The 22,717-nt window shown below is 52.6% G+C and carries 18 protein-coding genes; 6 read left to right on the top strand and 12 right to left on the bottom strand.

The features are described from left to right. Positions 1 to 328: 328 nt before the first annotated feature. The 6 genes from MKJ04_RS14565 to MKJ04_RS14540 form a co-directional block, all read right to left on the bottom strand. The gene (locus MKJ04_RS14565) at positions 329 to 673 is read right to left on the bottom strand and encodes an IS1 family transposase (protein WP_241642379.1); all 345 of its coding nucleotides are present in this window, start codon (positions 671 to 673) and stop codon (positions 329 to 331) included. An 83-nt stretch (positions 674 to 756) separates the two neighbouring features. Continuing rightward, positions 757 to 1,473, bottom strand: coding sequence for an IS21-like element helper ATPase IstB (istB, locus tag MKJ04_RS14560; RefSeq protein ID WP_241642376.1), 717 nt, complete (start codon positions 1,471 to 1,473; stop codon positions 757 to 759). A 22-nt stretch (positions 1,474 to 1,495) separates the two neighbouring features. Next, on the bottom strand, positions 1,496 to 3,040 hold the full coding sequence (gene istA / locus MKJ04_RS14555) for an IS21 family transposase (RefSeq protein ID WP_241642375.1): 1,545 nt from the start codon (positions 3,038 to 3,040) through the stop codon (positions 1,496 to 1,498). A gap of 850 nt (positions 3,041 to 3,890) precedes the next feature. Further along, positions 3,891 to 5,474, bottom strand: a complete 1,584-nt coding sequence (locus MKJ04_RS14550) for a choice-of-anchor X domain-containing protein (protein ID WP_241642374.1) — start codon at positions 5,472 to 5,474, stop codon at positions 3,891 to 3,893. A 27-nt stretch (positions 5,475 to 5,501) separates the two neighbouring features. Next, complete coding sequence (locus MKJ04_RS14545) at positions 5,502 to 6,326, bottom strand: hypothetical protein (RefSeq protein WP_241642373.1); 825 nt, start codon at positions 6,324 to 6,326, stop codon at positions 5,502 to 5,504. A 527-nt stretch (positions 6,327 to 6,853) separates the two neighbouring features. After that, positions 6,854 to 7,528, bottom strand: a complete 675-nt coding sequence (locus MKJ04_RS14540) for a recombinase family protein (protein WP_241642372.1) — start codon at positions 7,526 to 7,528, stop codon at positions 6,854 to 6,856. 201 nt (positions 7,529 to 7,729) lie between these two features. Between MKJ04_RS14540 and MKJ04_RS14535 the strand changes: the two genes are divergently transcribed. From MKJ04_RS14535 to MKJ04_RS14525, 3 genes are all read left to right on the top strand, one after another. Further along, a complete protein-coding gene (locus MKJ04_RS14535; RefSeq protein WP_241642371.1) occupies positions 7,730 to 8,869 on the top strand; it encodes a hypothetical protein in 1,140 nt (379 codons plus the stop codon). A gap of 460 nt (positions 8,870 to 9,329) precedes the next feature. Continuing rightward, the gene (locus MKJ04_RS14530) at positions 9,330 to 9,494 is read left to right on the top strand and encodes a tetratricopeptide repeat protein (protein ID WP_241642370.1); all 165 of its coding nucleotides are present in this window, start codon (positions 9,330 to 9,332) and stop codon (positions 9,492 to 9,494) included. A 129-nt stretch (positions 9,495 to 9,623) separates the two neighbouring features. Next, positions 9,624 to 9,863, top strand: a complete 240-nt coding sequence (locus MKJ04_RS14525) for a hypothetical protein (RefSeq protein WP_241642369.1) — start codon at positions 9,624 to 9,626, stop codon at positions 9,861 to 9,863. A gap of 68 nt (positions 9,864 to 9,931) precedes the next feature. Here the strand turns inward: MKJ04_RS14525 and MKJ04_RS14520 are convergent, their stop codons facing one another. Continuing rightward, complete coding sequence (locus MKJ04_RS14520; protein WP_241642368.1) at positions 9,932 to 11,227, bottom strand: hemolysin family protein; 1,296 nt, start codon at positions 11,225 to 11,227, stop codon at positions 9,932 to 9,934. A gap of 202 nt (positions 11,228 to 11,429) precedes the next feature. Next, positions 11,430 to 14,102 carry a cation-translocating P-type ATPase gene (locus MKJ04_RS14515; protein WP_241642367.1) on the bottom strand — a complete coding sequence of 891 codons (2,673 nt, stop codon included), beginning with the start codon at positions 14,100 to 14,102 and terminating at the stop codon, positions 11,430 to 11,432. 401 nt (positions 14,103 to 14,503) lie between these two features. Here MKJ04_RS14515 and MKJ04_RS14510 point away from each other — a divergent pair, with 401 nt between their 5' ends. Then, on the top strand, positions 14,504 to 16,930 hold the full coding sequence (locus MKJ04_RS14510; protein ID WP_241642366.1) for a TonB-dependent receptor: 2,427 nt from the start codon (positions 14,504 to 14,506) through the stop codon (positions 16,928 to 16,930). A 43-nt stretch (positions 16,931 to 16,973) separates the two neighbouring features. After that, positions 16,974 to 17,774, top strand: a complete 801-nt coding sequence (locus tag MKJ04_RS14505; RefSeq protein WP_241642365.1) for a hypothetical protein — start codon at positions 16,974 to 16,976, stop codon at positions 17,772 to 17,774. 232 nt (positions 17,775 to 18,006) lie between these two features. Here MKJ04_RS14505 and MKJ04_RS14500 read toward each other — a convergent pair whose 3' ends face one another. The 4 genes from MKJ04_RS14500 to MKJ04_RS14485 form a co-directional block, all read right to left on the bottom strand. After that, positions 18,007 to 18,636: a DUF4412 domain-containing protein gene (locus MKJ04_RS14500; RefSeq protein WP_241642364.1), complete on the bottom strand. Its 630-nt coding sequence runs from the start codon at positions 18,634 to 18,636 to the stop codon at positions 18,007 to 18,009. Between the two features lie 61 nt (positions 18,637 to 18,697). After that, on the bottom strand, positions 18,698 to 19,318 hold the full coding sequence (locus tag MKJ04_RS14495; protein ID WP_241642363.1) for a hypothetical protein: 621 nt from the start codon (positions 19,316 to 19,318) through the stop codon (positions 18,698 to 18,700). 1 nt (position 19,319) lies between these two features. Beyond that, on the bottom strand, positions 19,320 to 19,814 hold the full coding sequence (locus tag MKJ04_RS14490; protein WP_241642362.1) for an RNA polymerase sigma factor: 495 nt from the start codon (positions 19,812 to 19,814) through the stop codon (positions 19,320 to 19,322). A gap of 451 nt (positions 19,815 to 20,265) precedes the next feature. Next, entirely contained in the window at positions 20,266 to 20,487 is a 222-nt protein-coding gene (locus tag MKJ04_RS14485; RefSeq protein WP_241642361.1) for a hypothetical protein, read from the bottom strand. Between the two features lie 1,545 nt (positions 20,488 to 22,032). Between MKJ04_RS14485 and MKJ04_RS14480 the strand changes: the two genes are divergently transcribed. Continuing rightward, positions 22,033 to 22,584, top strand: coding sequence for a hypothetical protein (locus MKJ04_RS14480; protein ID WP_241642360.1), 552 nt, complete (start codon positions 22,033 to 22,035; stop codon positions 22,582 to 22,584). Positions 22,585 to 22,717 lie beyond the last annotated feature (133 nt).

Here is a 22,717-nt window from a genome sequence, read left to right as displayed (position 1 = left end):
GCAAGTATTCGTCTATTATTGCATAGACGAACACGTCCTGTAAATCGGTGGCGGTAAAGTCGGGCATGGCGGTAATACATTTAGTTTGGTCACTAAATATTACGTGCCATGCCTTTTTTATTCATAGGATCTCTACCACACAACTTAGGTTAATAGTAATACTCCTAAAAGTGAGGAAATCAGTTTTGAGTTTATGGAAACGCATCCAGAGACCCAAAATTTGCAAAATGAGTTCCTAAGGTTTTATGAATGCCAAACGTGGAAAGAGTTTGTAAGAAAATACCTAAGGTTGACAATACCTTTGATTAGCAAGAAAAGGGTACTGTCTTTAAAGGGTACTGTCTTTAAAGTAAGGATGGTGTTTTTGCCAGTTTACAATGTTGTAGTAGTGCAGGAAGTATCGTATAGCTAATCGGTGGTTTTCCCAAGACCTGGAGAAGGAAAGGGTCTTCCTCACTAGTCTAGCACATCTCTGGCGCAGGGTGTTATTGAGCCGCTCCATCTTTGTCGTCTCCTTCTTGCCCTCTGGCTGGTGCTGTCCTTTAGCAAAGACAGCACCATAGGCCTCCAGTCCATCCGTGAAAATCAGCGCTCTCTCCCGTACCCTCTCTGGGATGCTCAACCACAGCCCTTCAGCGCCTTCTGTGTTTCGCTCCCCCAGATGGAATCCCACCACCAGCCCTGTCACCTAGATATTCCGGTGATGCTGACCCCTTGAGATAGGTTTTGCTTATTGCGTCCGATGGACTGACAATTTTACTGTTTTTTTCTCAGACTTTCACCTCTCAGCTCGATTCTGTACGAGGTGTGCACCAGGCGGTCGAGAATGGCATCGGCTATGGTTTCCTCCCCAATCACATCATACCAACTGGCTACCGGCAACTGGCTGGCGATAATAGTGGAGGCCTTTGCATGGCGGTCCTCGATTATCTCCATCAGGTCCAGGCGCTGCTGCTCCAGGTGCGTCAGGCCGAAGTCGTCGAGTATCAGCAGGTCCATCTTAGAGAGCCGCTCCAGGAACTTGTAGATGGTGCCGTCCAGGCGGGCCATCTTGGTGCGCAACAGCAGCTTCTGCACGTTGTAGTACGCTACTTTGTAGCCCTGGGCGCAGGCCTGGTGCCCCAGCGCCCAGGCCAGAAAACTCTTGCCGCAGCCGGTGGCCCCGCTGATGAGCACTGACTCTGCCTTGGCCAGGTACTCACCCGTGGCAAGACCCAGTATCAGCCCCTTGTCCAGCCCCCGCGAGGCCTCCAGCCGCAGCTCCTCCACAGAGGCCTGGTAGCGGAAGCGGGCATTCTTCTTCAGCTGCTCAAAGCGCCTGTTGGCCCTGTCCTCTTCCTCTGCCTGCAGCAAGAGGGCCAGCCCTTCGCTTAAGCTGAGCTCGTGGCTTTTACGGGTTTCCAGCAGTGCCTGCCAGCTGCGGCCCATGCCGTGCAGGCGCAGGCGGTGGAGTTGTGATTCAATCTGCATCATAATGGTGTATAGGTTAAAGTGGTTAAAAATGAATGGTTGTCTGGGCGTAATAGTCCCGGCCCCGGATGTTCTGGTGCACCGGCAAGGGCGTATCCTGCTTTGGCTCCCCTGCATGGGAGGCCATCTTGTTTTCCAGCACATTGCGTACGAAGCGGTAAGAGTAGCTCTGGCACTCGATGGCCAGACGGCAGGCTCTGTCAAAGTCCTCCGGTGCCGCCTTGCTCTGCAGGCGCAGCAAGCCGTCGCAGGTGCGGTACACCTGCTCGGGGTAACGCTTCTGCCCGAAGAGCAGCTCGATGAACTGGCAGAGCACCGCCGACTTTTTCCCGGCCTTCTCCAGGTAGTACTCCGGGCTGCGCTCCAGGTAATGCCGGTGGTGCGAGCACAGGTGCTCTTTGCTGGTGGAGTAGCCACTGGGCTGGCAGCTCCTTGCATGCACGGCTATCTGCTCTCCCTTGCTGTAGACACGGACCAGGGAGCGGGTGTAGATGAGTTTTACCCTGGTGCCGATATGGGAGTAGGGAACGCTGTAGTAGTGCTTGTCCTCTGACAGGTAGACATGGTTGTTCTGTGCCACCTTCAGTTCCCGGTAATGCTTGAGCTCGAACGTCTGCCGGGGCAAGGGTGAGAGCAAGTGCTTTTCCGTGGAGAGAAAACGCTCTTCCCGGCTCCAGGGCTTTTGCTGCATCCTGGTCTGGTTGTGCTCTTTCACCTTCTCCGCGATAGCCTGGTTGAGAGAGGGAAGGTCAAAGAACTGCCGGTTGCGCAGGCGGGCATAGACACGGGTGTAGAGCAGCTTTACCTGGTTCTCCACCAGTGCCTTGTCCTTAGGCTTGCGTGCCCGGGCCGGCACGACAGTGGTGCGGTAGTGGTTGGCGAAGTCTTCCATAGACCGGTTGATGTCAGGCTCGTAGCGGCTGGCTTTGGTGACAGCCGCCTTCAGATTATCCGGCACCAGAACCTGCGGCACGCCTCCCAATTCATGCAGGCAGCAGCCCAGGGCATAGAGAAAGTCGGAGATGCTCTGGCTCCGGACAGCCATGGCAAAGCTGTAGTCTGAGTAGGGCAGACAGGCGGCAAAGACATGGCAGTCGATCACCTCTCCGGTCGCGGCATCGGTATAGCAGAGCTTCTTTCCGGCAAAGTCAATGAAGAGCTTCTCCGCCGGCTGGTGCTGGAGCACCATGGATGGCTTGCGGGCCAGCAGGTGCTGGGAGAGGTGAAAGCAGAACTGGGTGTAGCTGTAGCCCTGTGGCCGCTGCTGGCGGTATTCCTGCCAGAGCAGCCGGCGGTTGACGCCCACCAGCTTGAGCTGCTGGGTGTAGTAATCAAAATGACTTTTCAGGAACTCGAACCGCTCGTCTTTGTAGGCGGGGTTGCCGGCATGGTATCTGGCCTCCAGCACCGGGTCTTCCAAAGCCAGCAGCAGCGGAATGCTCTCGGGCAGGGCAGCCGTCCGGGCCAGGTAGGCCTTGACCGTGTTCTTGCTGATGGCAAGGCTGCGGGCAATGAACTTGATGCCTTTTCCCTGCTGGTGGAGTTGGAGAAGTTGTTTTATCTGGCTCATGGGTTTTGGTTTTCCTGCCATCGGTGCGCTCTTTTGGTGATAGCACCAAAGAACCAAAACCTATTCAATAGTTACAGCAATGGGGTCAGCTTGCTCCGAAATTTACCCAGGGGTCAACTTGCTCCGGAATGTTTACCGCCTTTTGCTGCTACCCGAGGGGTCAGTATCCGCCGGAATGTCAGAAGTTACCTGGTGCAGCAACCACTAAATCCGGCTCTATTTACTTACGGATGGTGGGGTCAGTATACTCCGGATTATCCATTTTCAGAACACGGGCTATGGCATGTAGAGGGACACGCTCCAACAGCAACGACTTTAACAAGTCATCACCGCTATAAAGCTTCTCGGGCGCTCGCTCTACTGCCTGCCTGCAGCAATAACGGCATTTATAGTTCTGCTTTCCGTAGTAGCTTTTACCGTTTTTCACTATATTAAGGCTATAGCAGTGGAGACAGGTGGTCATATAAAATAAAGGTTTGGCAATCTCTATTCTATATCTCCTGCTTTTCATTGCTAATTCCCCAGATATCTCATCCTTACTTCTAGTACACTACCTAGAATGTTTACATGAAAGCATAGCAAACAAATACATCATACATGTGGATTAGTGTTAAAACAGGTTGACACAAAATCGGCCAAAATAAAGGAAAAAAACCTAAGGAACTGTTTTGCGACCTATTTAAGAGCCATTTTAGGAACAGACATCATAGCCATAAAACTATTTCCTCAGCGTTTAGCCGGTTTTACGATGTTTGCTTTTTCAGCCTGGATGGGTTTTAAAACAGCCTCTACACTCACCCTGGATTGAGTCTTGATGTTGGCTTAGAACCTACATGACAGCATTGATCCATCAGAATACCTGCACATGCCCGTCTGGCACCAAAGCACACTCCTCATTGGTGAATGTTAGGGTAAGTTGATGGGTCAGCACCATGCCCCCTATAATTTGGGCGGCATCTTCAGGAGACATTTCGGGTTGTGCGTTATTGACATCCTGAGCTATCACGAAATAAGTCCATAGGCCTTGTGGCTTATGCTTCTGGTTAAAGAAGTATATGCCTGTGTACACCCCGTCGGAAGCTGCGGAATCCGGGTTTGCGCCATCATCCTGCAAGACAAAACTCTCATATTGCCCATTCGGACCAATAAGGAAACATTGTGCAAACAATGCGTTGCCCTTCAACTGTTGCCCTCCCTGATCAAAAAACTTCGCTTCTACAAGGAAAGGTTCACGCTTGTAAGTCCGCACCACTTCCGGGGCTGATATTTCATATTTGGAAAGCACGTGTATGTTCTGGTTGGTATCACTGGCATCAAAAGTATAGGTATTACCCGTAGTCACCCGGGTGTAGGTCCAATCCAGGCCGGCTGAAAAGGGTTTGCCTAAAGTTACCGGCTCAGGGTACCTAAACAGCATTTTCACAGACTCGCTTAGTGTCAGTTCCCCCGGGGCAGGAACGGTATTGTCCTGGCCCCTCCGGAACGGGTCGCGGATGTCAGAGGCCGCTGCCGCCGTGGCCACGGCGGCAGCGGCGGCCACTAACCCCGCAGCAACATAACTCGTCCCTCCCCCGGAGGCGCCCACGCTACAGCATTCCGCATCGCCTGTGGTTTCATCGAACGTGCCGCCTGCGGTAACTCCCACGCTGCCCGTACCATCAACGGCCTCAGCAATGGCGGCCCCGATAAGCAGGAGTACTGCAATGATGGCCAACACGACCTTCCACCACGGATCTTGAAAAGGCAGGTCACCGTACTGCCCCGGAAATGCCGGGCTGGGGGTCAGGGATGCCTCCAGCCTGAGCGGAAGGTAGCCCACGGTGCAGAAGGTGAATTCAGGGTCATGGCCCGAAAATAGGTCCCCAAAGCGGTTGAAGGAGCGCGCGAATTCAACAAGTGAGCTTTTCGGGTCATTAACGGTGGCATTCGTGCGCGGATTCTCGCTTTGGGTTTTGCGTCTGCCTTTCGATCCGCCACAACAGCCGCCATGAGGCTGGACCAGGTCTGTGAACTTCACCCGGAACGTGCCTTCGGGAACCACGGCTGACACCGTGCCCGTGGCGGCGTCGAACTGTACCTGGGTCACGAATATTTTTTTGATGATACGGCTTTCTCCTGAGTCCTCTTTTACAATGAAGCTCACATAATAGGCACCTGCCGGCACACCTGTGAAGTTGGCCTCCCAGGACAGGACCCGGGAAGCGTTCCCGTTCATGCCGGAAACAAAGTGGGTTCTGGGGGTGACTACGATATTGGGGTGTGAGGCGCTCTCTAGGTAGATTTCCGAGGAAGCGATAGTGCCTGTCCCTGTGTTCGTGAAATGAGCGTTGATTCGCTGCTTTCCAAGTGTGGTTTCGAAAATCCCGTCAGGCAACATCAAGCCCGTGATGATTTCAGTGGAGAAGGGACGGTTTGGAATGGTAATGGCAGCCATGATAGATTTTGTTTAAGGTGTTGTTCATCAGGTAGCGTCAGGTAATACAAGCACGCTAATGCCCCCCACTGTAGCCTCGTCAGCAATCTGTTCGATGTGTATGAGCACAGCACCCTCGGTGATTTGGCCTATCAGCGTCATCCCTGTCCTCTGTCCGGCTTCTATCTGAACCGGCTCCAATGGAGAGCCTTGCTGAAGAGTTTCCTCGATGCTGTCTGTAGCACAGGGCGTGGGTATGAAGGCGTGCTTTACCAGATTTCCAGTTAGCTCGGGTAATTGAAAGTTAACGCCCAGGTGCCGTTGCAGGGGCTTAAGCTGTTCCATGTTTCCTGTTTCTACCCTGAGTTGGAACTTGCCGGGCTTTCTTTGTGGATTGTGTATGGCAAACGAGAACATAAACATCATCCGCGCCGCTGTGACAACGCTGAGATTTCGCTGTGCGACATGGCGATCTGTGGGCACATTGAAAACAGGGGTGTTGAGTATAGGATCCACCCCAGGCAAGAACGCTTCCCCTAGAATGCATTCATGGCCGTTGTTGACGAACTCCGGGTGCCAAGGGGTAAGGCACAGCACGTCTCGCGCCTCTCCGGGCTCCAGGGTGACATAAGAGCTGCCGATAAGGTTGGCGGTGCTGCGGTCAAACCCTACAGCGGGGTTGGCCCAGTAGTACCTGACGGTAGCGTTGGTTGCTGTGCTAGACCCGTTGTTCCGGACACGCGCCCAAAGGTAGCAGGGCTGCCCGACGATAGGGCTCCCCGGAGGGCTTTCTGGGTCTATCCCCGGTACAGCCCAAAGATCCGGGCTCATCCACCAGGGATTACCGTCTTGAATTTCTAATTCTACTGCCATATCCAAATAAGTTATAGTGAAGGATCAGTCGGATCAATCCTGCATTGCAGGCTCAGGGATCAACGCTGTAGAGCGGGAGGACGCGGAGCTAAGGGTATAGGTGGAGAAGGTTTACCCACGGAAGTGGTAAAATAGCGCTTGATTTTAAGAACCCAATAGTAAAAAAATTCTGCACAGGCTCCTCTACAAGGTGATGGGCATACTGTGGCCGGGGTTAATGATGTTTAGTAATTTATAATAAATTATATTATAATGATACGAGACAGGTGTTAATGCGTTGCTGTAAATGTAAAAGGTGCTCATGTAAAAGGTGCTTAAAAAAGTTAGACACCAATGCATAGGTGTTAGGGCTGGCAGGAGGCTGCGTTGAGTTTCCAGGTTTCTGCTGCATGTTGATAAACGTCTTATAGAACCACCTCAATATCATATTTTCCTTCTATGTCGCTTTCTGCAACAAAGAACGCTTCCCTTTACAAACGCACTCCTTATATATATAAGGAGTAGGTACGGCCAAGTCACTGCGGCTTTCAGGAGGCAGGGGTGAGGTCTTTTTGATAGAGGTAGTGCACCGTCCCTTTCCGGAACGGCTTGCCGTTGCGTGTCAGGTACCCCTCGCCGTTGAGCTCGTCGGCGATACGCTGAAAGGTGTAGCCCTGCTCCCGGTAGATCCGCACCAGGCGGGAGGCCTGCCGGTTGGCCTTGTTGGACAAGGCGTTCTGTTGGCGGGTCTCCAGCCCCTTCCGCCGCGCCGCCTCGTCCAGGTTCTGTGGGGAGCCCAGCCGGAAGCCCTGTTCCTTCTTGGCTGACAGCGCAGCCTTGGTGCGCTGGGAGATGAGCTCGCGCTCGTGCTGGGCGAGCACGGCGAAGATGCCGATGGTGAGGGTGTTTGCCTCGGGCATGTCGGCGCAGACGAAGTCCACGCCGCTGTCGCGGAGCGTGAAGATGAAGCCGGCGTTGCGGCTGAGGCGGTCGAGCTTGGCGATGAGCAGCGTGGCCTGCCGGGCCTTGGCTAGGGCGATGGCCGCCCGCAGCTGCTCGCGGGAGTCGCGCTTGCCCGACTCCACCTCGGTGAACTCCTCAAGTATTTCCTCCCCGGCCTTTGCGAAGCGGCGCACGGCGGCGCGCTGCGCCTCCAGCCCGAGCCCGCTCTGGCCCTGCGCCTTGGTCGAGACGCGGTAGTAGGCCACGTAGTTTCCCATCATTTTTCCCCTTTTGTCTGAAACATGACAAAGTTACCGCTAAAATCGGATTTGTCAAGCTTCTTAAACGACCGTTTAAAAACTTTGACAAAGCGTTGCTTCCCAATTCAGTTAGCTAAATATAGCAGATGTCAATATTATTAGTATCTTCAGAGAGATTCCGGGGTGACCTCGGAGCTCAGGTACACTATATATAATAGAGGTATGGCCAAGGTAGGTTTTGTAAGCGGGGCGGGGGCGCACGGCTTCTCCTTCGAGAGTCCGGGTGATGCGCACTTCTCCGTCACGGCAGTGCTGGTGAAGGAAGAGCACAAAAGGGAAGTGGAGGAGGGGTACCTCAGAATTAGGAGGCGGCACTTCCCGCAAGGGAGCGTTAGCCTCCCGAAAGTCGAGCCCGGAATAGTGCAACGCCACAGGTTTATAAAGGAACTAAAGGAATTGAACTTTTCCTTTCACGCCCTGCTGGTGGACAAGCGCAAGCTGCACCAGAAGTCGCCGCTGCAATACAAGGATACCTTTTACAAGTTCCTCTCCGGGCTGATCTACAACAACATCTACCGCACCGTCCCAGAGCTAAGCGTTATAGCCAGCCCGCTGGGCACACCCGAGTCCATGGAGAGTTTCCGCCGTTACATACAGGAAAACCACAGGGTGGACCTCTTCTCCCCGGCCCCCTTCACCTTCTCTGATGGAGAAGAGGAGCCGCTACTGCAGCTGGCGGCCTTCCTGGGCGAAAGCCTCAACGCGTTTCACGCCGGTCTGTCTGACACGGATGTAGAAAGGGAGCTGGCCGGGAAGTGCGCGGGGGTGGTGCGCTGGCCGGAGGGGTATGTGCCCTACACCGTCGACACCGACGAAGGGAGGGCGGACGCGCGGGACGAGGCCGTCACCGCCGCCGCGCAGCTGCGGGCGCGGGATTTTCTCCTGCGGCATGCAGGCAGCGAGGACCCGGTCATCAAAAGCCGGGTGGCATTTGTGGAGTACCTGCTGCTGGTTTTCACCTACAACTACCGTACCCGCTACGTCCACACCCACGAGCTGCTGCAGCACCTCAACTCCTTTCAGTACGAAAACTTCACAGAGCACCGGTTCCGCTCTCTGGTGGTGGGGCCGGTTCGGGACGAGGGCGTGCTCATCGTCTCCTCCGCTGCCGGCTACAAGCTGCCTTGCTCGGTGCGGGACGTCTACGCCTTCTTCAACTACTACAACCAGCAGATACAGCCCATGCTCCACCGGCTGGGGCAGTGCCACCGGGCCGTGGAGCTGGCGACCGGCGGGGGGCTGGACGTGCTGGGGCAGCCGGAGTATGCCAGCCTCCGGAAGCTGCTGGACAGACATCTCTGACAGACGCAGCCGTGAGGTAGCTTTGTGGAAGTCGTTTTTGCAAAGCATTCCCCTTTCTTTCCCTACTCTGGTTACTGATATTACTCTGTTTGCTTTGTTTCACCTGGTGAGCAGGTTTATCCAGTTATACGCGGGTGGCGCTTGCTTTGCGCGGGATGGAGAAGCTACTGCTCTGACATGGAAGTATTATAGGGGAGAAAATCATTTCACAGTACCCTTGATGGCTGAAAATGATGCGCTGCGAACATTACTAAAGTATGAATCCTTACCAATACCAGGTGAAGGTGTGGAAGCCTCCACTTTTCATGCAGACTTTGTAAGGCAGCACTATACCTACTTATCCGACAAAGTGGGATAAGTAGGTATAGTGCTGCCTCCTGAGGAAATGGTATATAGCTTTGCCTTAGCTTGTATGAACCGTAAGATACCTAAAAAAGTATATGATTTTTTAAAGCTGAACATGGAGAACTACCCTAACAGCTATAACGTGTATAGCAGCATGGGTCAGTATTACGAAAGGCTGGGAGACAAAATAAAGGCAATAGAGTTTTATGAAAAAGCTGTTACTATAAAGGAGTACCCCGAGACTATGAATAAGATTGTTGAATTAAGAAGCAGTAAATAGGCTTTCATGGATAAGTAGAAGCATGAGCTTAATAAGCCAAGAGAATGACAAAGCCTAACCCTACACAGGCTCCATATTCGGCTACGCCTCGCTCGCAGCCTGTACTAACCGTTGGCCAAAATTTAAATTATGAAAAGAATTCTTCTGCCTTTGCTGTTATTAACATTCATATGCAGTTGTAGTAGTAAAAAAGCTGAAACTGCAGTGACAGAAAACAGTATTCAGTTAATTAACGAAACTGAAAAACCAACCGAAGAACAGGGAAAAGCGGCCGTTCAGTACTCGATTCAAAAGGTGACAAAAGCAGATTTTGATAAGGTTAAAAAGGCAAGTTCAGAAGCTAAAACAATATCCGTTCTCTATACTTAACAACAGACCTGCACATTCCCCCGCTGCTTAGGCGTCTGCTGCCGTCGCCGTCGGCACCCTGCCATACATTACATGGCTTCCGTAGGGTCACTTTGCTTTAGGATGAGTTTGTCCACCCGGTAACCGTCCATATCGACAACCTCCAGCTCGTAGCCGTTCACCTGCACGCTGTCTCCCGTAGCGGGGAGCCTGCCAAGGGTGTAGGAAACAAAGCCGGCCAGCGTGGCGTATTTGGCGTCGTCGCCTCTGATCAGCTCCCGCCTAAGACTCCGGTTCAACTCGTGTATACTGACCGAGCCGCTCACCAGCAGGGAGCCGTCCCGCCGGACGACCACCTTGGGATCGCCCGCCTCATCCACATCGGGCATGTCGCCCACAATCGCCTCCAGAATGTCGTGCACCGTGATGACGCCTTCCACAGTGCCGTACTCGTCCACCACGATGCCAATGTACTGCTTTTCCTGCTTGAAGACATTGAGCACTTCGCTTGCCCGCATGGTCTCCGGGACAAGGATCGGCCGCTGCAGCACGCTCCTGAGCGGTTCCTCCTTTTTGCCCGCCATGTACTCATAGAACCGCTTGGCAGTCAAGATGCCCACCACGTGGTCTAAGCCGTCCGCTGTGGCCGGGAATTTGGAATGCGCGCTTTGCGCGATGGATGCCCGTATGGCCTCAAGCGGTTGGTTAAGGTCCACAAACTCCACCCCCTGTCGGTGCGTTCGCAGGTGCCTTGCCCGCTGCTCGGCGTAAGAGAAGATGTTCTGGTGCAGCTGGATCTCCTCCTTGGCCAGAATGCCCTGCCTCCCTGCGGTTAGGATGACCTGCCTGACTTCCTCCTCCGACATACTCTCCTCTGATGGCTCCTTTATGCCCAGCAGCTTTATGGCGAGGTTGGTGGAGCCGGAGAGCAACTTTACCAGCGGCATGGTGGCCTTGGTGAAAACTTGTATGGCGGGCGAAACGGCAATGGCGATCGCGTCAGCGTTGCCGAGCGCCGCCGACTTGGGTATCAGCTCGCCCACCACAATGGAAAAGTAGGTGATCAGGCCGACAACCAGCACAATGGACAGTGTGTCTGCGTAGGGCGCCAGGAAAGGGACACCCAACAGCCAGGCCTCCACATCGCCCGACAGGGCCGCCCCTCCATAGGCACCGGAGACAATGGCAATCAGGGTGATACCCACCTGTATGGCCGAGAGGAACTCCTCAGGCGTGTCAAGCAGCTTCAGGACGGCCTTCGCCCCCTTGCTTCCCTGCTTTGCCCGCTGCGCTACCCGGTGCTTGTTCACCGAGATGATGGACAGCTCGGAAAGTGCGAAAAACCCGTTGAGTAGGGTGAGTAGTATCAGAATGACTATTTTCATGCCTTTGCGGTGTGACAGTGCCAGAGTATATACCTTTTTGGGCTTAAAAAGGATGGCACAGGCAGCAAAGCTTTCCACCAGCCAGTTGCTTACATTCAGGGAGTGCCGGCGCTTCCCTGCAGAGGGGGGGCGCCGGCCAATGACTGAAACTACACGGAGAACGAAAACCATACAGGCAGTGCCGTTTCTGCGTGCTTTCCCTTCAGGAACCTTTCAGAGTTGCCCGCATCACCCTGATGACGATGAAAGTCACGCTTCCTGCGGCAACCGAGTAGAGCATATCCTCTGCCGATAAGGGTATCAGCTTGAAAAATTCCTCTAAACCGGGCAGGTAAATAACCAAAAGCTGCAACGCGATGGCCAACCCCACCACGATAGCCATAAGGGGGTTATTCAAAAGGGCGAAAGCCGACCGGGCCGAGGACCGAAGCGCAAGGGCCTGAAAAACCTGAGAGAAGCCCACGGTGGCAAATATCATGGTTTGCCATTTAAGGTCATTTGGGTCAGCAGGGTTATAGTAAGCTAATGCCAGGCCGAGCGAAACTGCCGCAATGGTTGCCCCTGTGATGGCCATCTGCACAAAGTCCCGTTTCTCCAAAGCGCCCTTCTCCGGGTTCCTGGGCGGTCGCTTCATAGTGTCCTTTTCGGCGGGTTCAGTGCCCAGCCCCAGGCCGAGCAATCCATCCGTGAGGAGGTTAAGCCAAAGCAATTGCAAAGGCTGCAAGGCAATCACCATTCCGAACACGGGGCCCAAGAGCATGATCAGTACTTTACCGACATTGCCCGCCAGTGAAAACCTGATAAACCGGAGGAGGTTGTCGAAGATCACCCTGCCTTCCTCCACAGCGGCCACGATTGTGGAGAAATTGTCATCCAGCAGTACCATGTCAGCGGCCTCCTTGGCCACGTCCGTGCCCGTTATGCCCATCGCCACGCCAATGTCGGCTTGTCGCAGTGCTGGCGCGTCGTTCACCCCGTCACCGGTCATGGCCACGATCTCCCCCTGGCTCCGGAGCGCGCTGACGATTCTCAGCTTGTCCTCAGGCGACACGCGCGCGTAAACCGATGACTTTGCTGTGAGCGCCATAAGCTCTTGCTCATCGGCTTTCTGAATCATCTCCCCGGTCACGGGGTCGCTGTGCGAAGCGAAGCGGAGCTCCCTGCCGATGGCCGCGGCGGTAAGCGGATGGTCGCCGGTGATCATGACAGGCCGTATACCCGCTTGCCGGCATTGCTCCACCGCAGCCTTGGCCTCCTGCCGTGGCGGGTCGATGATGCCCACCAGGCCTACGAAGACAAGGTCCTGCTCAATGCTGGCGTCGCTGCTTGGCGATTCCAACAGGCGAAAGGCAAGCCCTAGCACCCGCATCCCTTTGTTGGCAAGTGCGGCGTTTGCCTCCAGGATCCGCTCCCGCCACGCGGTGTCAAGCGGCACTTTTTCCCCTTTAAGCCACACGGCGCCTGAGACCGCTAAAAGGGAGTCAGGGGCGCCTTTGGCACTGAGCATGAAAGGGCTGCCTTGTATCGCCTGCAGGTAAAGGGGCAAAGCCCCTGAGACCTGGTGGATTGTAGACATCCGCTTTCTGTCGCTGTCGAAGGGCACCTCGTTCACCCTGGGCAGGGGCTCGTATAGCAGCTCCTTGTGAATGTCTCTTTTAGCGCCGGCCACCAGCAGGGCCGTTTCCGTGGGGTCCCCAATCACTTGCTCTGCGTAGGTGCCTCCGTCACGCTCGTGCGAGGCGTCATTGCACAGCACCGACAGAGCGAGCGCAAAGTCAAGTCCGCTTGCAAGCGTGTCCGCAATTTCTAAGGAAACCTCAGGTTTCACCGTCACAGTGCCTTCCGGCAGGTCCACGATGGTTACGGTCATCTTGTTCTCTGTGAGGGTGCCCGTCTTGTCAGAGCAAATCACCGTAACGGAGCCCAGCGTCTCCACGGCGGGAAGCTTCCGGATCAGGGCGTTTCGCTTTAGCATGCGCTGGCTGCCAAGCGCCAGCGTGATGGTGACCACGGCCGGAAGCCCCTCGGGCACCACCGCCACCGCCACGCTCACGGCAGTCAGGAACATGTCCACGGCCGCCTCGCCCATCAGCATGCCTACCCCGAAGATCAGGGCGGCTGCGGCGGCCCCGAACAGCGCCAGCATTTTGCCAAGCTTGTCCAGCTTTCCCTGCAGAGGGGTCTTCTCCGCTTCCACGGCGCTGATCATACCGGCGATCTTCCCCAGCTCTGTTTTCATCCCGGTCGTCACGGCGACGCCCACGCCTCTTCCGTAGGTGACCACCGTGCCCATATAGGCCATGTTTTTCCGATCGCCCAAGGGGATGTCCTCGTCGGGAAGCGGGGCCGGGCTTTTCTCTATGGGTTCGGACTCGCCTGTAAGTGCCGCTTCCTGTATCCTGAGGTTAAAGGACTCCGTTATCCGAAGGTCAGCCGGGACCACATTACCCGCCTCAAGCTCCACAATGTCTCCGGGCACCAGGTCTGTCGCGGGAATTTCTTTTACTTTCTGGTTGCGCCTTACCCTTACCTTTGGCACCACCATGCGGTTCAGGGCATCCATGGCACGGTCGGCCCGGTACTCCTGTATGAACCCAAGTAAGCCAAACAGCACCACGATAGCCAGTATGGCCACCGCCTCTGTTGTCTTGCCCAGCAGAAGTGAGAGCATGGCCGCGACGATCAGGATGACCACCATGGTTTCGGTGAACTGCTGGAAGAGCATCTTGAGAGGGCTTTTCTTCTTTTTTTCCTCCAGCTTGTTAGGCCCAGCTTCCTGGCGTATGGCAAGGGCTTGCTCCTCCGTGAGTCCGGAGGGCAGAGTGCCCAGCTCAGCGAGTATTTCCTCTTTGGGTTTGGCGTGCCAGTGATTCATGGGAAGGCATCTTAAGATTACTATTTTTAGGTCGTTTTGCTTCCGGGGCAGCTAACATCATTTCGGCAGTAGCTTCGATACCCTACTACGTCCAAGTACAAGCTGTGTATATTCCCCATAGTAAATTATTGGTAGTTAGGACTTTCCTTGCATTGCCTTTGCAGCTAGGGTATGAGGGGATTGGAGAATTACCCTATGGGGTGTTCTGGTAATATTGCCCTGGTGTTTACGAGAGCAGGCATGGTTTACTTAATGAAACCCAACGATATTAGCGCATCCAATGTGTGGTCTTGTCCATTTATGTCGATTAACTTTAACCACACTTGCTTTCAAAAAACAGGTTAGGCTAAAAACAAAATACATTCAAAGATGTACTAGCAGTATCCTAAAAAGACGATACTATGCTGCGGAATCTACTGCTTATCCTTATCCTGTTGCCCTTCATTTGTCAGGCCCAAACCGGTGGAATTACCGGTACCGTGCGGGATGTGAACACACAGCAGCCACTCATTGGGGTTACACTACAGTTAGGGGATGGAACGCTTGGCACGGCCACCAACGAGAATGGCGTCTATCGCCTGGAAAACATACCCGTGGGCAGTTATACGGTGCAAACGTCCTATTTGGGGTATGAGCCGCAGGTCAAGTATAACATCAACGTGACAGCAGGTAACCTGCAGATCATCAATTTTGAGTTGCGTCCTGCCTCCAGCAAGCTAAAAGAAGTGGAGATTGTGGCGAACCGGAGGCAAAGCGCCGCCGTGGCCGATCTGATCACGCCGCTTTCGGTGCAGAGCCTGACCACGGAGGAAATCCGCAGCAACCCCGGCGGTAATTTCGATATATCCAAGGTGGTGCAAGTGTTGCCCGGAGTTGCCACAAGCGGTTCGGGTGGCCGTAACGACCTGATCATTCGGGGAGGCGCGCCCAGCGAAAACGTCTATTACCTGGATGGCATTGAGATTCCGTTGATCAACCATTTTACCACGCAGGGGAGTGCGGGCGGGGCCACCGGTATCCTGAACGTGTCTTTTATCGAAGACCTGAAAGTAAGTTCTTCGGCCTTTGATGCGCGCTACGACAATGCGCTGGCTTCGGTGTTCGAGTTCCGGCAGCGTTATGGCAACCCGGAGCGCTTCTCAGGAAACGTCCGCCTCAGCGGATCGGAGTTTGCTACTACCCTAGAGGGCCCGATCGGAGCGAAAACCACTTACCTGCTTTCTGCACGCAGGTCATACCTGCAGTTCCTCTTCAAGCTTCTGGACCTGCCCATCCGCCCTAACTACTGGGATTTTCAGTATAAAATAGACCATAAACTGAGCGAGAAAACGTCGCTCTCTTTTATCGGCGTGGGTGCCATCGACGAGTTTTCGTTTGGCGTGCCTCGCAACAGCACCCCTGAAAATGAGTATATCCTGCGCTCCATTCCATTAAATAACCAGTGGAATTATACCGTTGGCGTAGGCTTAAAGCGGCTGATAAATGACGGCTACGTGAACCTGGCCCTGAGCCGCAATGCGTTTAACATCGACCTTAAAAAATACGAGGCAACCGAGGAAGGAGAGGACAGGCCGCTGACACTTAACTCGAATTCACGCGAAACTGAGAACAAGCTCCGGCTGGACGTTAATAAGTATAAAAACGGGTTTAAGTATGCCTATGGCCTGTCTGGGCAGTACGTGCAGTTCACAAACGATATTTTCAGCGTGATCCGGAAGGAGCTGCGCGATGAGCAGAACAACCTGGTGCAGCCGGGGGTTACGGTGAATTACGATACCAACCTGGACTTTTGGAGGTATGGCCTGTTTGGGCAGGTGTCGAAATCAGTATTGGACAATAAACTGGGTCTATCGCTGGGTATCCGGACCGACATGAACTCTTTCACCGAAGAGGGGGCAAACCCGATGAAAACGCTTTCGCCGCGTTTGGCCATTTCATACCTGCTTAACGATAGGTGGACGGTAAATGCCTCCTCCGGTATTTACTACAAGCTGCCCACTTATACCGTATTGGGCTACCAGGAGAACAGTAACTACCTGAATAAATCCGCCGATTACATTCGGTCTGTGCATTACGTGCTGGGTACGGAATTTCTGCCGAGGCAGGACCTGCGTTTTACGCTGGAGGGATTTTACAAGGACTACAGCAACTATCCGGTGTCGGTGCGCGATGGTATCTCGCTGGCAAACCAGGGCGGTGACTTTGGCTCTATCGGCAACGAGGAGGTTATCACAAACGGCAAAGGCAGGGCGTACGGGGCGGAGTTCTACCTACAGAAAAAACTGACTGGCAGTGTATTCTCGGTGCTGTCCTATACCTATGTGGTCAGTGAGTTTGCCGGTGCAGATGGCCAGTATGTTTCCAGCGCCTGGGATTACCGTCACCTGGTATCCGGGTTGCTTGGCAAGAAACTGCCCCGAAACTGGGAGCTGGGGGTGAAATACAGGTATGCCGGCGGAGCACCCGCCACCCCGTTCGACCTGGAGGTCTCCCAAAGAAACTATGCCTCGCTGGGGGTGGGTATACTCGACTACAGCAGGCTGAACACGGAGCGTTTGCGTCCCTTCAGTCAGCTTGATGTTCGGATAGACAAAAAATGGAACTTCAACCGCATCACGCTCGACCTGTTCCTGGACGTAGCCAACGTGCTGGCCAGCAAAACGCCCGGGTTTGACCGTTATACTTTTGAGCGGAACGCCGAGAACACGGGCTTCGCTACTACCGATGGGCAGGACCTGCGCCTGGACGGAAGCAATGCCATTCCGTTTATCCTGAAGGATAGTAGTGGAAACCTAGTGCCTACGCTCGGTTTTATCGTGGAATTTTAAGTCTGTATGATAGGCGTGCTTAATCGTCCTATAACTATAGCCAATGAAAAATATCAAGACGCTTGCTGTTCTGAACACTGTTTTCTTCCTGGTGCATTTAGTTCTCTCGCAATTAACGCAACTCAGGCTCTTTAACAGCCAGACCATAGGGGAGGTGTCGGCAAGCTATCCCGCGCTTTTCACGCCTGCTGGAGTAACCTTTTCGATCTGGGGCCTTATTTACCTCGGTCTGTTAGCCTTTTGTGCCTGCCATCTGATAAAGGCTTTCAAAGCGTCTCCCGATCATGAAGCGAATGTTGCGTTGCAAAGAATTGGTTATCTCTTCATGGGCAACAACCTGGCTACCGGCCTCTGGACGATTGCCTGGGTGAACGAATGGCTGGCGGTATCGGTGTTACTGATCATCCTGCAGTTTATCACGCTCCTGGCCATACACCTGCGATTGAATATTTATAATACTGCCCACTCTGCAGCCTCGCGCTGGCTCACACAGGTGCCTTTGAGCTTATACTTCGGTTGGATCATTATCGCGACAGTAGCGAATATCAGCTCGGCCTTGGTTGGCGCTGCATGGGGCGGCTTTGGTCTGAGTGAAGGAACCTGGGCAGTCATCATCGTAGCCGTGGCTGCGCTTATCGTATCCTCAGTGGTTATGAGCAGGTCTAACCCAGTTGTGGGGCTGATTGGCATTTGGGCGCTCTACGGCATCATCTTAAAACACCGGGAGATTGACGTGGTAGCTAGTCCACAAATCATAATTACTGCGTGGATTGGAGTGGCTGTCCTTACTGTATTGGTTTTATATGCATTTTACAGGAATACTGTTGCAGCGCGTGCTCTCTAATGATGGTGTTTCCGGAAGGGGTGTGGCATGAGCGTGAAAACGAGGGGTATTGAACCCCGCGGGTGAACGGCTTTTCCGCCCTTTTCAGCGTGATATAGCGGTTTTTGGCTCAAAAAGAAAAAGGGAAAAGCGATCAAAAGAATCACTTTTCCCTTCCAGTAGACCAAAGAATGGGATTATGAACCTTACTGCATTGGGATTCGGAAGCCCTGGCCGTTGCCTATACCTCCTTCTAATATGGACTCTTCATAGTCGGCACATTGGCAGGAAGCGCAAACAGCTTGGCGCTTAGTTTCATCGGCTGTACCAGTGTCGCCACGCTCTCCAATGCAAACTGAGGCGACTCAATAACGATTTTTAAGGGAACGGCATTGGCTTTTGTAAGATAGGCAAACCAATTCCCGTAGAGATGGTTTTGAAACAACTTGGTGTCTACCGCTAGTTGAGAGCTGAAATAATATTTCTGCACGCCACTCTTGCAGGTCAGCACCAGTTCATCACACGTATAACCCAGTATCTCAACTGCCCCCTTGCGAAGTTCGGTTTTTATCACCTCATCAGCATTCGCGGCACCGTCATTCCAAACCACCATGTCAGTATTTGCAAACTTACTGTAAAGCCTGTTGTCTCTGCCCAGGTATAACTGCCAAAGCATCAGCATGCCATTTGTCTCTGATTTATAATCTCCACCCTTCAGATACCAGCTTTGCTCGGTCCCCATCATTAAGTTAAGCTGTTCATCGGAGAGCTCAGGGGATTTGCTTTTATAGGTATTTTGGTAGACGATCTTGCCTTCAAAACTTTGAGCAGCCAAGGTCAGGGAAGTAAAGGCAAACGCGAGGGTAAGTAAAAGATGTTTCATGGTTTAAGATTTAGGGGTTTAGATTTAGTGTTTAAAGGGCTATACTATAGTAGTTGAGGGGTTAATGTGCATTTTCCAACTCCCTTAGGTTTGTCTCCATTGCTTTTATCCTACTAAAATAAATCGTGCGGTAATACACGTACCTCAATAAGAAAGAAAGGCCGGTTAAGGCAAAAGAAATAAATATTATGGAGGAGAGAGGCAGCGCCAATCCAGTGAGGAACAACTCGAACACCGCATAGAATGCCACAGGAGCCAGGAGAAGGAAAACGGAATTAGTGAAACGGTAGTACCTCTTGAAACTCAGTAAGGTGTTTCTGATCCCTTCTTTCAGGCTTTCGTTAGTAGTAGCTGAAAAGATATCTTCCTGCCGTTTATAAACCCAATTCGAAAACAAGGCAAAAACAACTATTACAGCAAGCAGGGGAAGCTTTTCTATAATCGTTTGAACAGCCTCGCCTCTATAATAGAGCATAGAGCAATAGCCAATAACCAGCAGGAGCATCAGGCCACTGTTCCAGCTCCCGATTGTTCTCCAATAGCTGCTCTTTTCCTGCAGTTCCCCCATGGTGTTGGTTGTGTTTTTGATAATCTGATTCAGTGCTTCAGGCGTGTGTTCCTGTTGTTTTATATCTTCCTGCTGGACAGCTTTCCAGTGCGCTTTAAATTCCTCCAGTTCCATGTTATCCTATAGTTGTAAGTGCAGTATTCACCAGTGTTCTTAACCTGGCTTTGATTTTATTTAACTTAAATCCCACGTTCGATTCTGAGAGCCCCATGATCTCGGCTATTTCTTTGTAGCTGCAATCATCCAGATAAAGCAATGTCAATGCCTGGTCCACTTGGGAGAGTTGCTTGATTCCCTGGTACATCAACAGCAAATTCTCATCTGTATCGCCTTCCAGCGAAGGCACCTCAAAGGCCTCTGTGCCCAGCGTTGCGAACTTCTCTTTTTTGGTATCCTTTCTCACTCTGGAGATGGCCGTGTTCAAGGCAACCCGGTACATCCAGGTAGTTACCTTCGATTCTCCATGAAAGGAGGGGTAGGAGCGCCACAACTGGAGCACAACGTCCTGAAAAAGATCCTCTCTGTCTTCTTTTGTGTTGCAATACATATTGCACACCTTGAAGATCAGGCCTTGATGCTGGGTGATGCGTAAAAGAAATTGCTCTTTCAAAATGCTTGTTTTTCCAATTAGTCGTCTAAAGTCGGAAAAACTTAGAGAGGCGGGGATTTTTTTTAAGCGGCGTCACCCTCATGCTGCGGATGCTGGTCAGAAACTCCGACATCCGCGACATTGAGCAGGTCACGTCGTGTACCGGCAGATGGTGCTTGGGTGGCTGAAGCAGGAGACGGAAATGTGTGCGTTTAGGCCCCGCCTTGAAAGATATTCTCCGTCCAGTTCGATGAGGTGTGGATCTTCGTCAAACGGCGGAGGGAGTGCAACGCTGGCTTTATTACTATGTGCCGCAAACCGGTGAGGTGCTGTCCTGAAACTGGCGGAACCGTAGCCGGCACACCCTTAAACTGCTGTACTGACGCTTAACGCATCTTGCCACCGGCTGGTTCTGCACCAATGACTGCCCGGCTTTCACGAAGGTGCTGTCCATAGGGAAGCACCTGATAGGCTAAGCGAACACCAAGCACCTTGCAAGCGCAAACCGCTGCCTGAAAATCAGGAAAAGCAGAATCGTGAGAAAAAAGCCTGTTTCTCTAAAAAAGAGCAAAATCATTGTAATGCCATGAAGCTCGTGCGCTCCTTCAGAAACCATCATGCCTTGTTGCCTACAACCCAAATCCTCTGGTGAAAAACTGCCTAATGCCACGTTATCCGCTGGCTTTGAAGGCATGTATGAATACATTGCTGTCATACTGTACGGCTGTAGTGCAACAATACCACATTGTAGTCAAAAGGAGCGAAGTGGTCAAGTCCTGCTGAAGCTGTACACAACGCTGCCTCGCAGCACCACTTCATGCGAAGGGCTGCCCGTTCAAAAGACAGCCCTTCGCAGCGTTTAAGCGGCCATGGCCACTGCGGGCGGGGCAGGTAGTTCTTAGGCCGTCCGTCCGTGGCCCAGGGTCGCTGCCAGGGCACCTTCCCCTACTCCAGCTGCGCGGTCACCTGCTGGGCCAGCTGATTGAATTTTTCGAATGTGTTCATCGGAGAAAAATTGAGAGGTAAGTAGATAAGTACTATTTTGTATAACCGGGCAAGTGACCTTGGTAAACGTCCTGCTTTGGCAAGTCTTCTTTCCTGCGAGCTTGTTTCGTTCTGAGGATGCGGGGCTCGAGGTTTCCGGCCAGCACCGTTTCCCGCTTTCGTATAATCTGCGGCTCGAAGCTTGCCGAGCGGTCCCTGTGCGCGGAGGCCGGCATGGTCTCAGGCCACACCCAAGCGATCGATTCGGCTTTAGTCAAGGCCAACGCATTGATGGGCTCACTGGAGCTGAAGGTCCCTGCCGAGCAGCTCGAGGCCCGCCTCCGGCAGGTGAGAACCTTCAGCAGCGCTGACCGCCGGGCCATGTGCGACAAGGCTTGCCCTGAGCAGCGCATCCTCACGGCCAGACAAGAGGAGCTGCGCGGGCTCCAGGGCCTTCACCATAAGTGGCGCGCGGGGTAGAACCTGCGTCCGGGCGTCTCCAACAAGGGGACCAAGTACACCTCCAATAAGACCCTCTACTATCTAAGCCTAAAACTACCGGTGACTATAAACTTTTAGTAAAAACTAAGCCAGTTTTGACATGACATAAACGGACGTTTGTAAAATGTTATAAGGTGAGATAATTTCAAAAACCCCTAGCTCGGCCAGAGATTTTTTAATTAGGAAGTCGAAAGGAGAAGCGGAGGCCCAAGCTTTCATGCAGCAGCGGCAGGGGGGGGAAGTGCTCGCCGTCGCGGTCCTAGATCAGGCGGTGTTAACCTTCACGAACGGGGATAGAAAGGAAATGTATACGTCAAATGCATCGGCTCTATGAAAATATTTGCCGTGATGTTTTAACCTTTATTATAGCCCATGTGTTCTCCGTGGACTATCTGTTGTAAACACAGATGCGTTCATGATTTATTCGAATGGATTATAGCCATCACAACTGGTAGTCACATTGGGAGCGTCCTCTAAACTTTATTATCTATCTATTTATAAAAGTCGCTTCTAATCTGATTATATATTGAATTGATGCCTGTTGTGGTGGTTCAGCCGATAAGTAAGATTATGTAAAGAGAATATGCCGGGTTAGAGTTCCCGTTCGTGAAGCCGGTGCCCTTTGGGAATGAGCAATTGGATAGGACGGCTAAATAGATTGTGCAGAAATACGCAAGAAAATAGTGGGGGACACGCCAACCCCGGGCCTTAATTTTTCCTATATTTATACAGTAAAATATATAGACAAATAGGGATGATAAACATTGGACAAGTCAACGAGCTGATGGGCTTAGAGAGAACAATGAATGAGCTAAACCACCAGCTGACCACCGCATTCTTCAAAAGCTACCGTTCTGCAATAGAAGAGATCGGTGCCGAATTTCTGAGGTACTTCCAATCGAAAGGGTTAACGGTGTCAACCAAGGAAGACACGAGGAGCAGCCCGCAAAGCAAATACTTCATTGCCTCACAGGGTAGGGTGGAGTTTAGCTTGCGTTGCCAGTATAGGGTCAACTCTAGCTCAACAGAATATTTCGATTTGGAGGTCACAGATGACAACTTCAAGAAGACAAACCAGCTGATTGACATAAAGCCCAATAGAGAGATGCATGCTTATGGCATTGAGAGAGACGGGACTACCGAAGAGAAGATTACCAAGACTCGAGAGCATATCCAGTCCCTTCAGGAGCAAATAAAAGAAGTAGGAAACCTTACGTATAGCTTGTCATTGAGGGATGGCTACAAGAAGATTGGGGAGAACGTTATACCTAATATCACAGCGTTGCTGGGAAGATTAGCGCAGTAAGTCTAAGTTAGACGCGTTACATCAATACTACCCATCAGATAAACTACCGCGACCTGCAAACCAAGTGCTTCGGCTATTACGATGAGCCTATAAGAAAAGACGAGGAGAAGTCTGCGATGTTCTGTCAGGTCAA

It is taken from the genome of Pontibacter sp. E15-1 (assembly GCF_022601975.1).
Lineage (GTDB): Bacteria > Bacteroidota > Bacteroidia > Cytophagales > Hymenobacteraceae > Pontibacter.
This window is presented reverse-complemented; position numbering and strand designations above follow the sequence as displayed.

What these genes read in the sequence shown, in the direction of transcription:
- istB (WP_241642376.1), bottom strand. Translation starts at nt 1,473, where the DNA reads ATGATGCAGATTGAATCACAACTCCACCGCCTGCGCCTGCACGGCATG.
- istA (WP_241642375.1), bottom strand. Translation starts at nt 3,040, where the DNA reads ATGAGCCAGATAAAACAACTTCTCCAACTCCACCAGCAGGGAAAAGGC.
- MKJ04_RS14550 (WP_241642374.1), bottom strand. Translation starts at nt 5,474, where the DNA reads ATGGCTGCCATTACCATTCCAAACCGTCCCTTCTCCACTGAAATCATC.
- MKJ04_RS14545 (WP_241642373.1), bottom strand. Translation starts at nt 6,326, where the DNA reads ATGGCAGTAGAATTAGAAATTCAAGACGGTAATCCCTGGTGGATGAGC.
- MKJ04_RS14540 (WP_241642372.1), bottom strand. Translation starts at nt 7,528, where the DNA reads ATGATGGGAAACTACGTGGCCTACTACCGCGTCTCGACCAAGGCGCAG.
- MKJ04_RS14535 (WP_241642371.1), top strand. Translation starts at nt 7,730, where the DNA reads ATGGCCAAGGTAGGTTTTGTAAGCGGGGCGGGGGCGCACGGCTTCTCC.
- MKJ04_RS14530 (WP_241642370.1), top strand. Translation starts at nt 9,330, where the DNA reads ATGGAGAACTACCCTAACAGCTATAACGTGTATAGCAGCATGGGTCAG.
- MKJ04_RS14525 (WP_241642369.1), top strand. Translation starts at nt 9,624, where the DNA reads ATGAAAAGAATTCTTCTGCCTTTGCTGTTATTAACATTCATATGCAGT.
- MKJ04_RS14520 (WP_241642368.1), bottom strand. Translation starts at nt 11,227, where the DNA reads ATGAAAATAGTCATTCTGATACTACTCACCCTACTCAACGGGTTTTTC.
- MKJ04_RS14515 (WP_241642367.1), bottom strand. Translation starts at nt 14,102, where the DNA reads ATGAATCACTGGCACGCCAAACCCAAAGAGGAAATACTCGCTGAGCTG.
- MKJ04_RS14510 (WP_241642366.1), top strand. Translation starts at nt 14,504, where the DNA reads ATGCTGCGGAATCTACTGCTTATCCTTATCCTGTTGCCCTTCATTTGT.
- MKJ04_RS14505 (WP_241642365.1), top strand. Translation starts at nt 16,974, where the DNA reads ATGAAAAATATCAAGACGCTTGCTGTTCTGAACACTGTTTTCTTCCTG.
- MKJ04_RS14500 (WP_241642364.1), bottom strand. Translation starts at nt 18,636, where the DNA reads ATGAAACATCTTTTACTTACCCTCGCGTTTGCCTTTACTTCCCTGACC.
- MKJ04_RS14495 (WP_241642363.1), bottom strand. Translation starts at nt 19,318, where the DNA reads ATGGAACTGGAGGAATTTAAAGCGCACTGGAAAGCTGTCCAGCAGGAA.
- MKJ04_RS14485 (WP_241642361.1), bottom strand. Translation starts at nt 20,487, where the DNA reads ATGCCTTCAAAGCCAGCGGATAACGTGGCATTAGGCAGTTTTTCACCA.
- MKJ04_RS14480 (WP_241642360.1), top strand. Translation starts at nt 22,033, where the DNA reads ATGATAAACATTGGACAAGTCAACGAGCTGATGGGCTTAGAGAGAACA.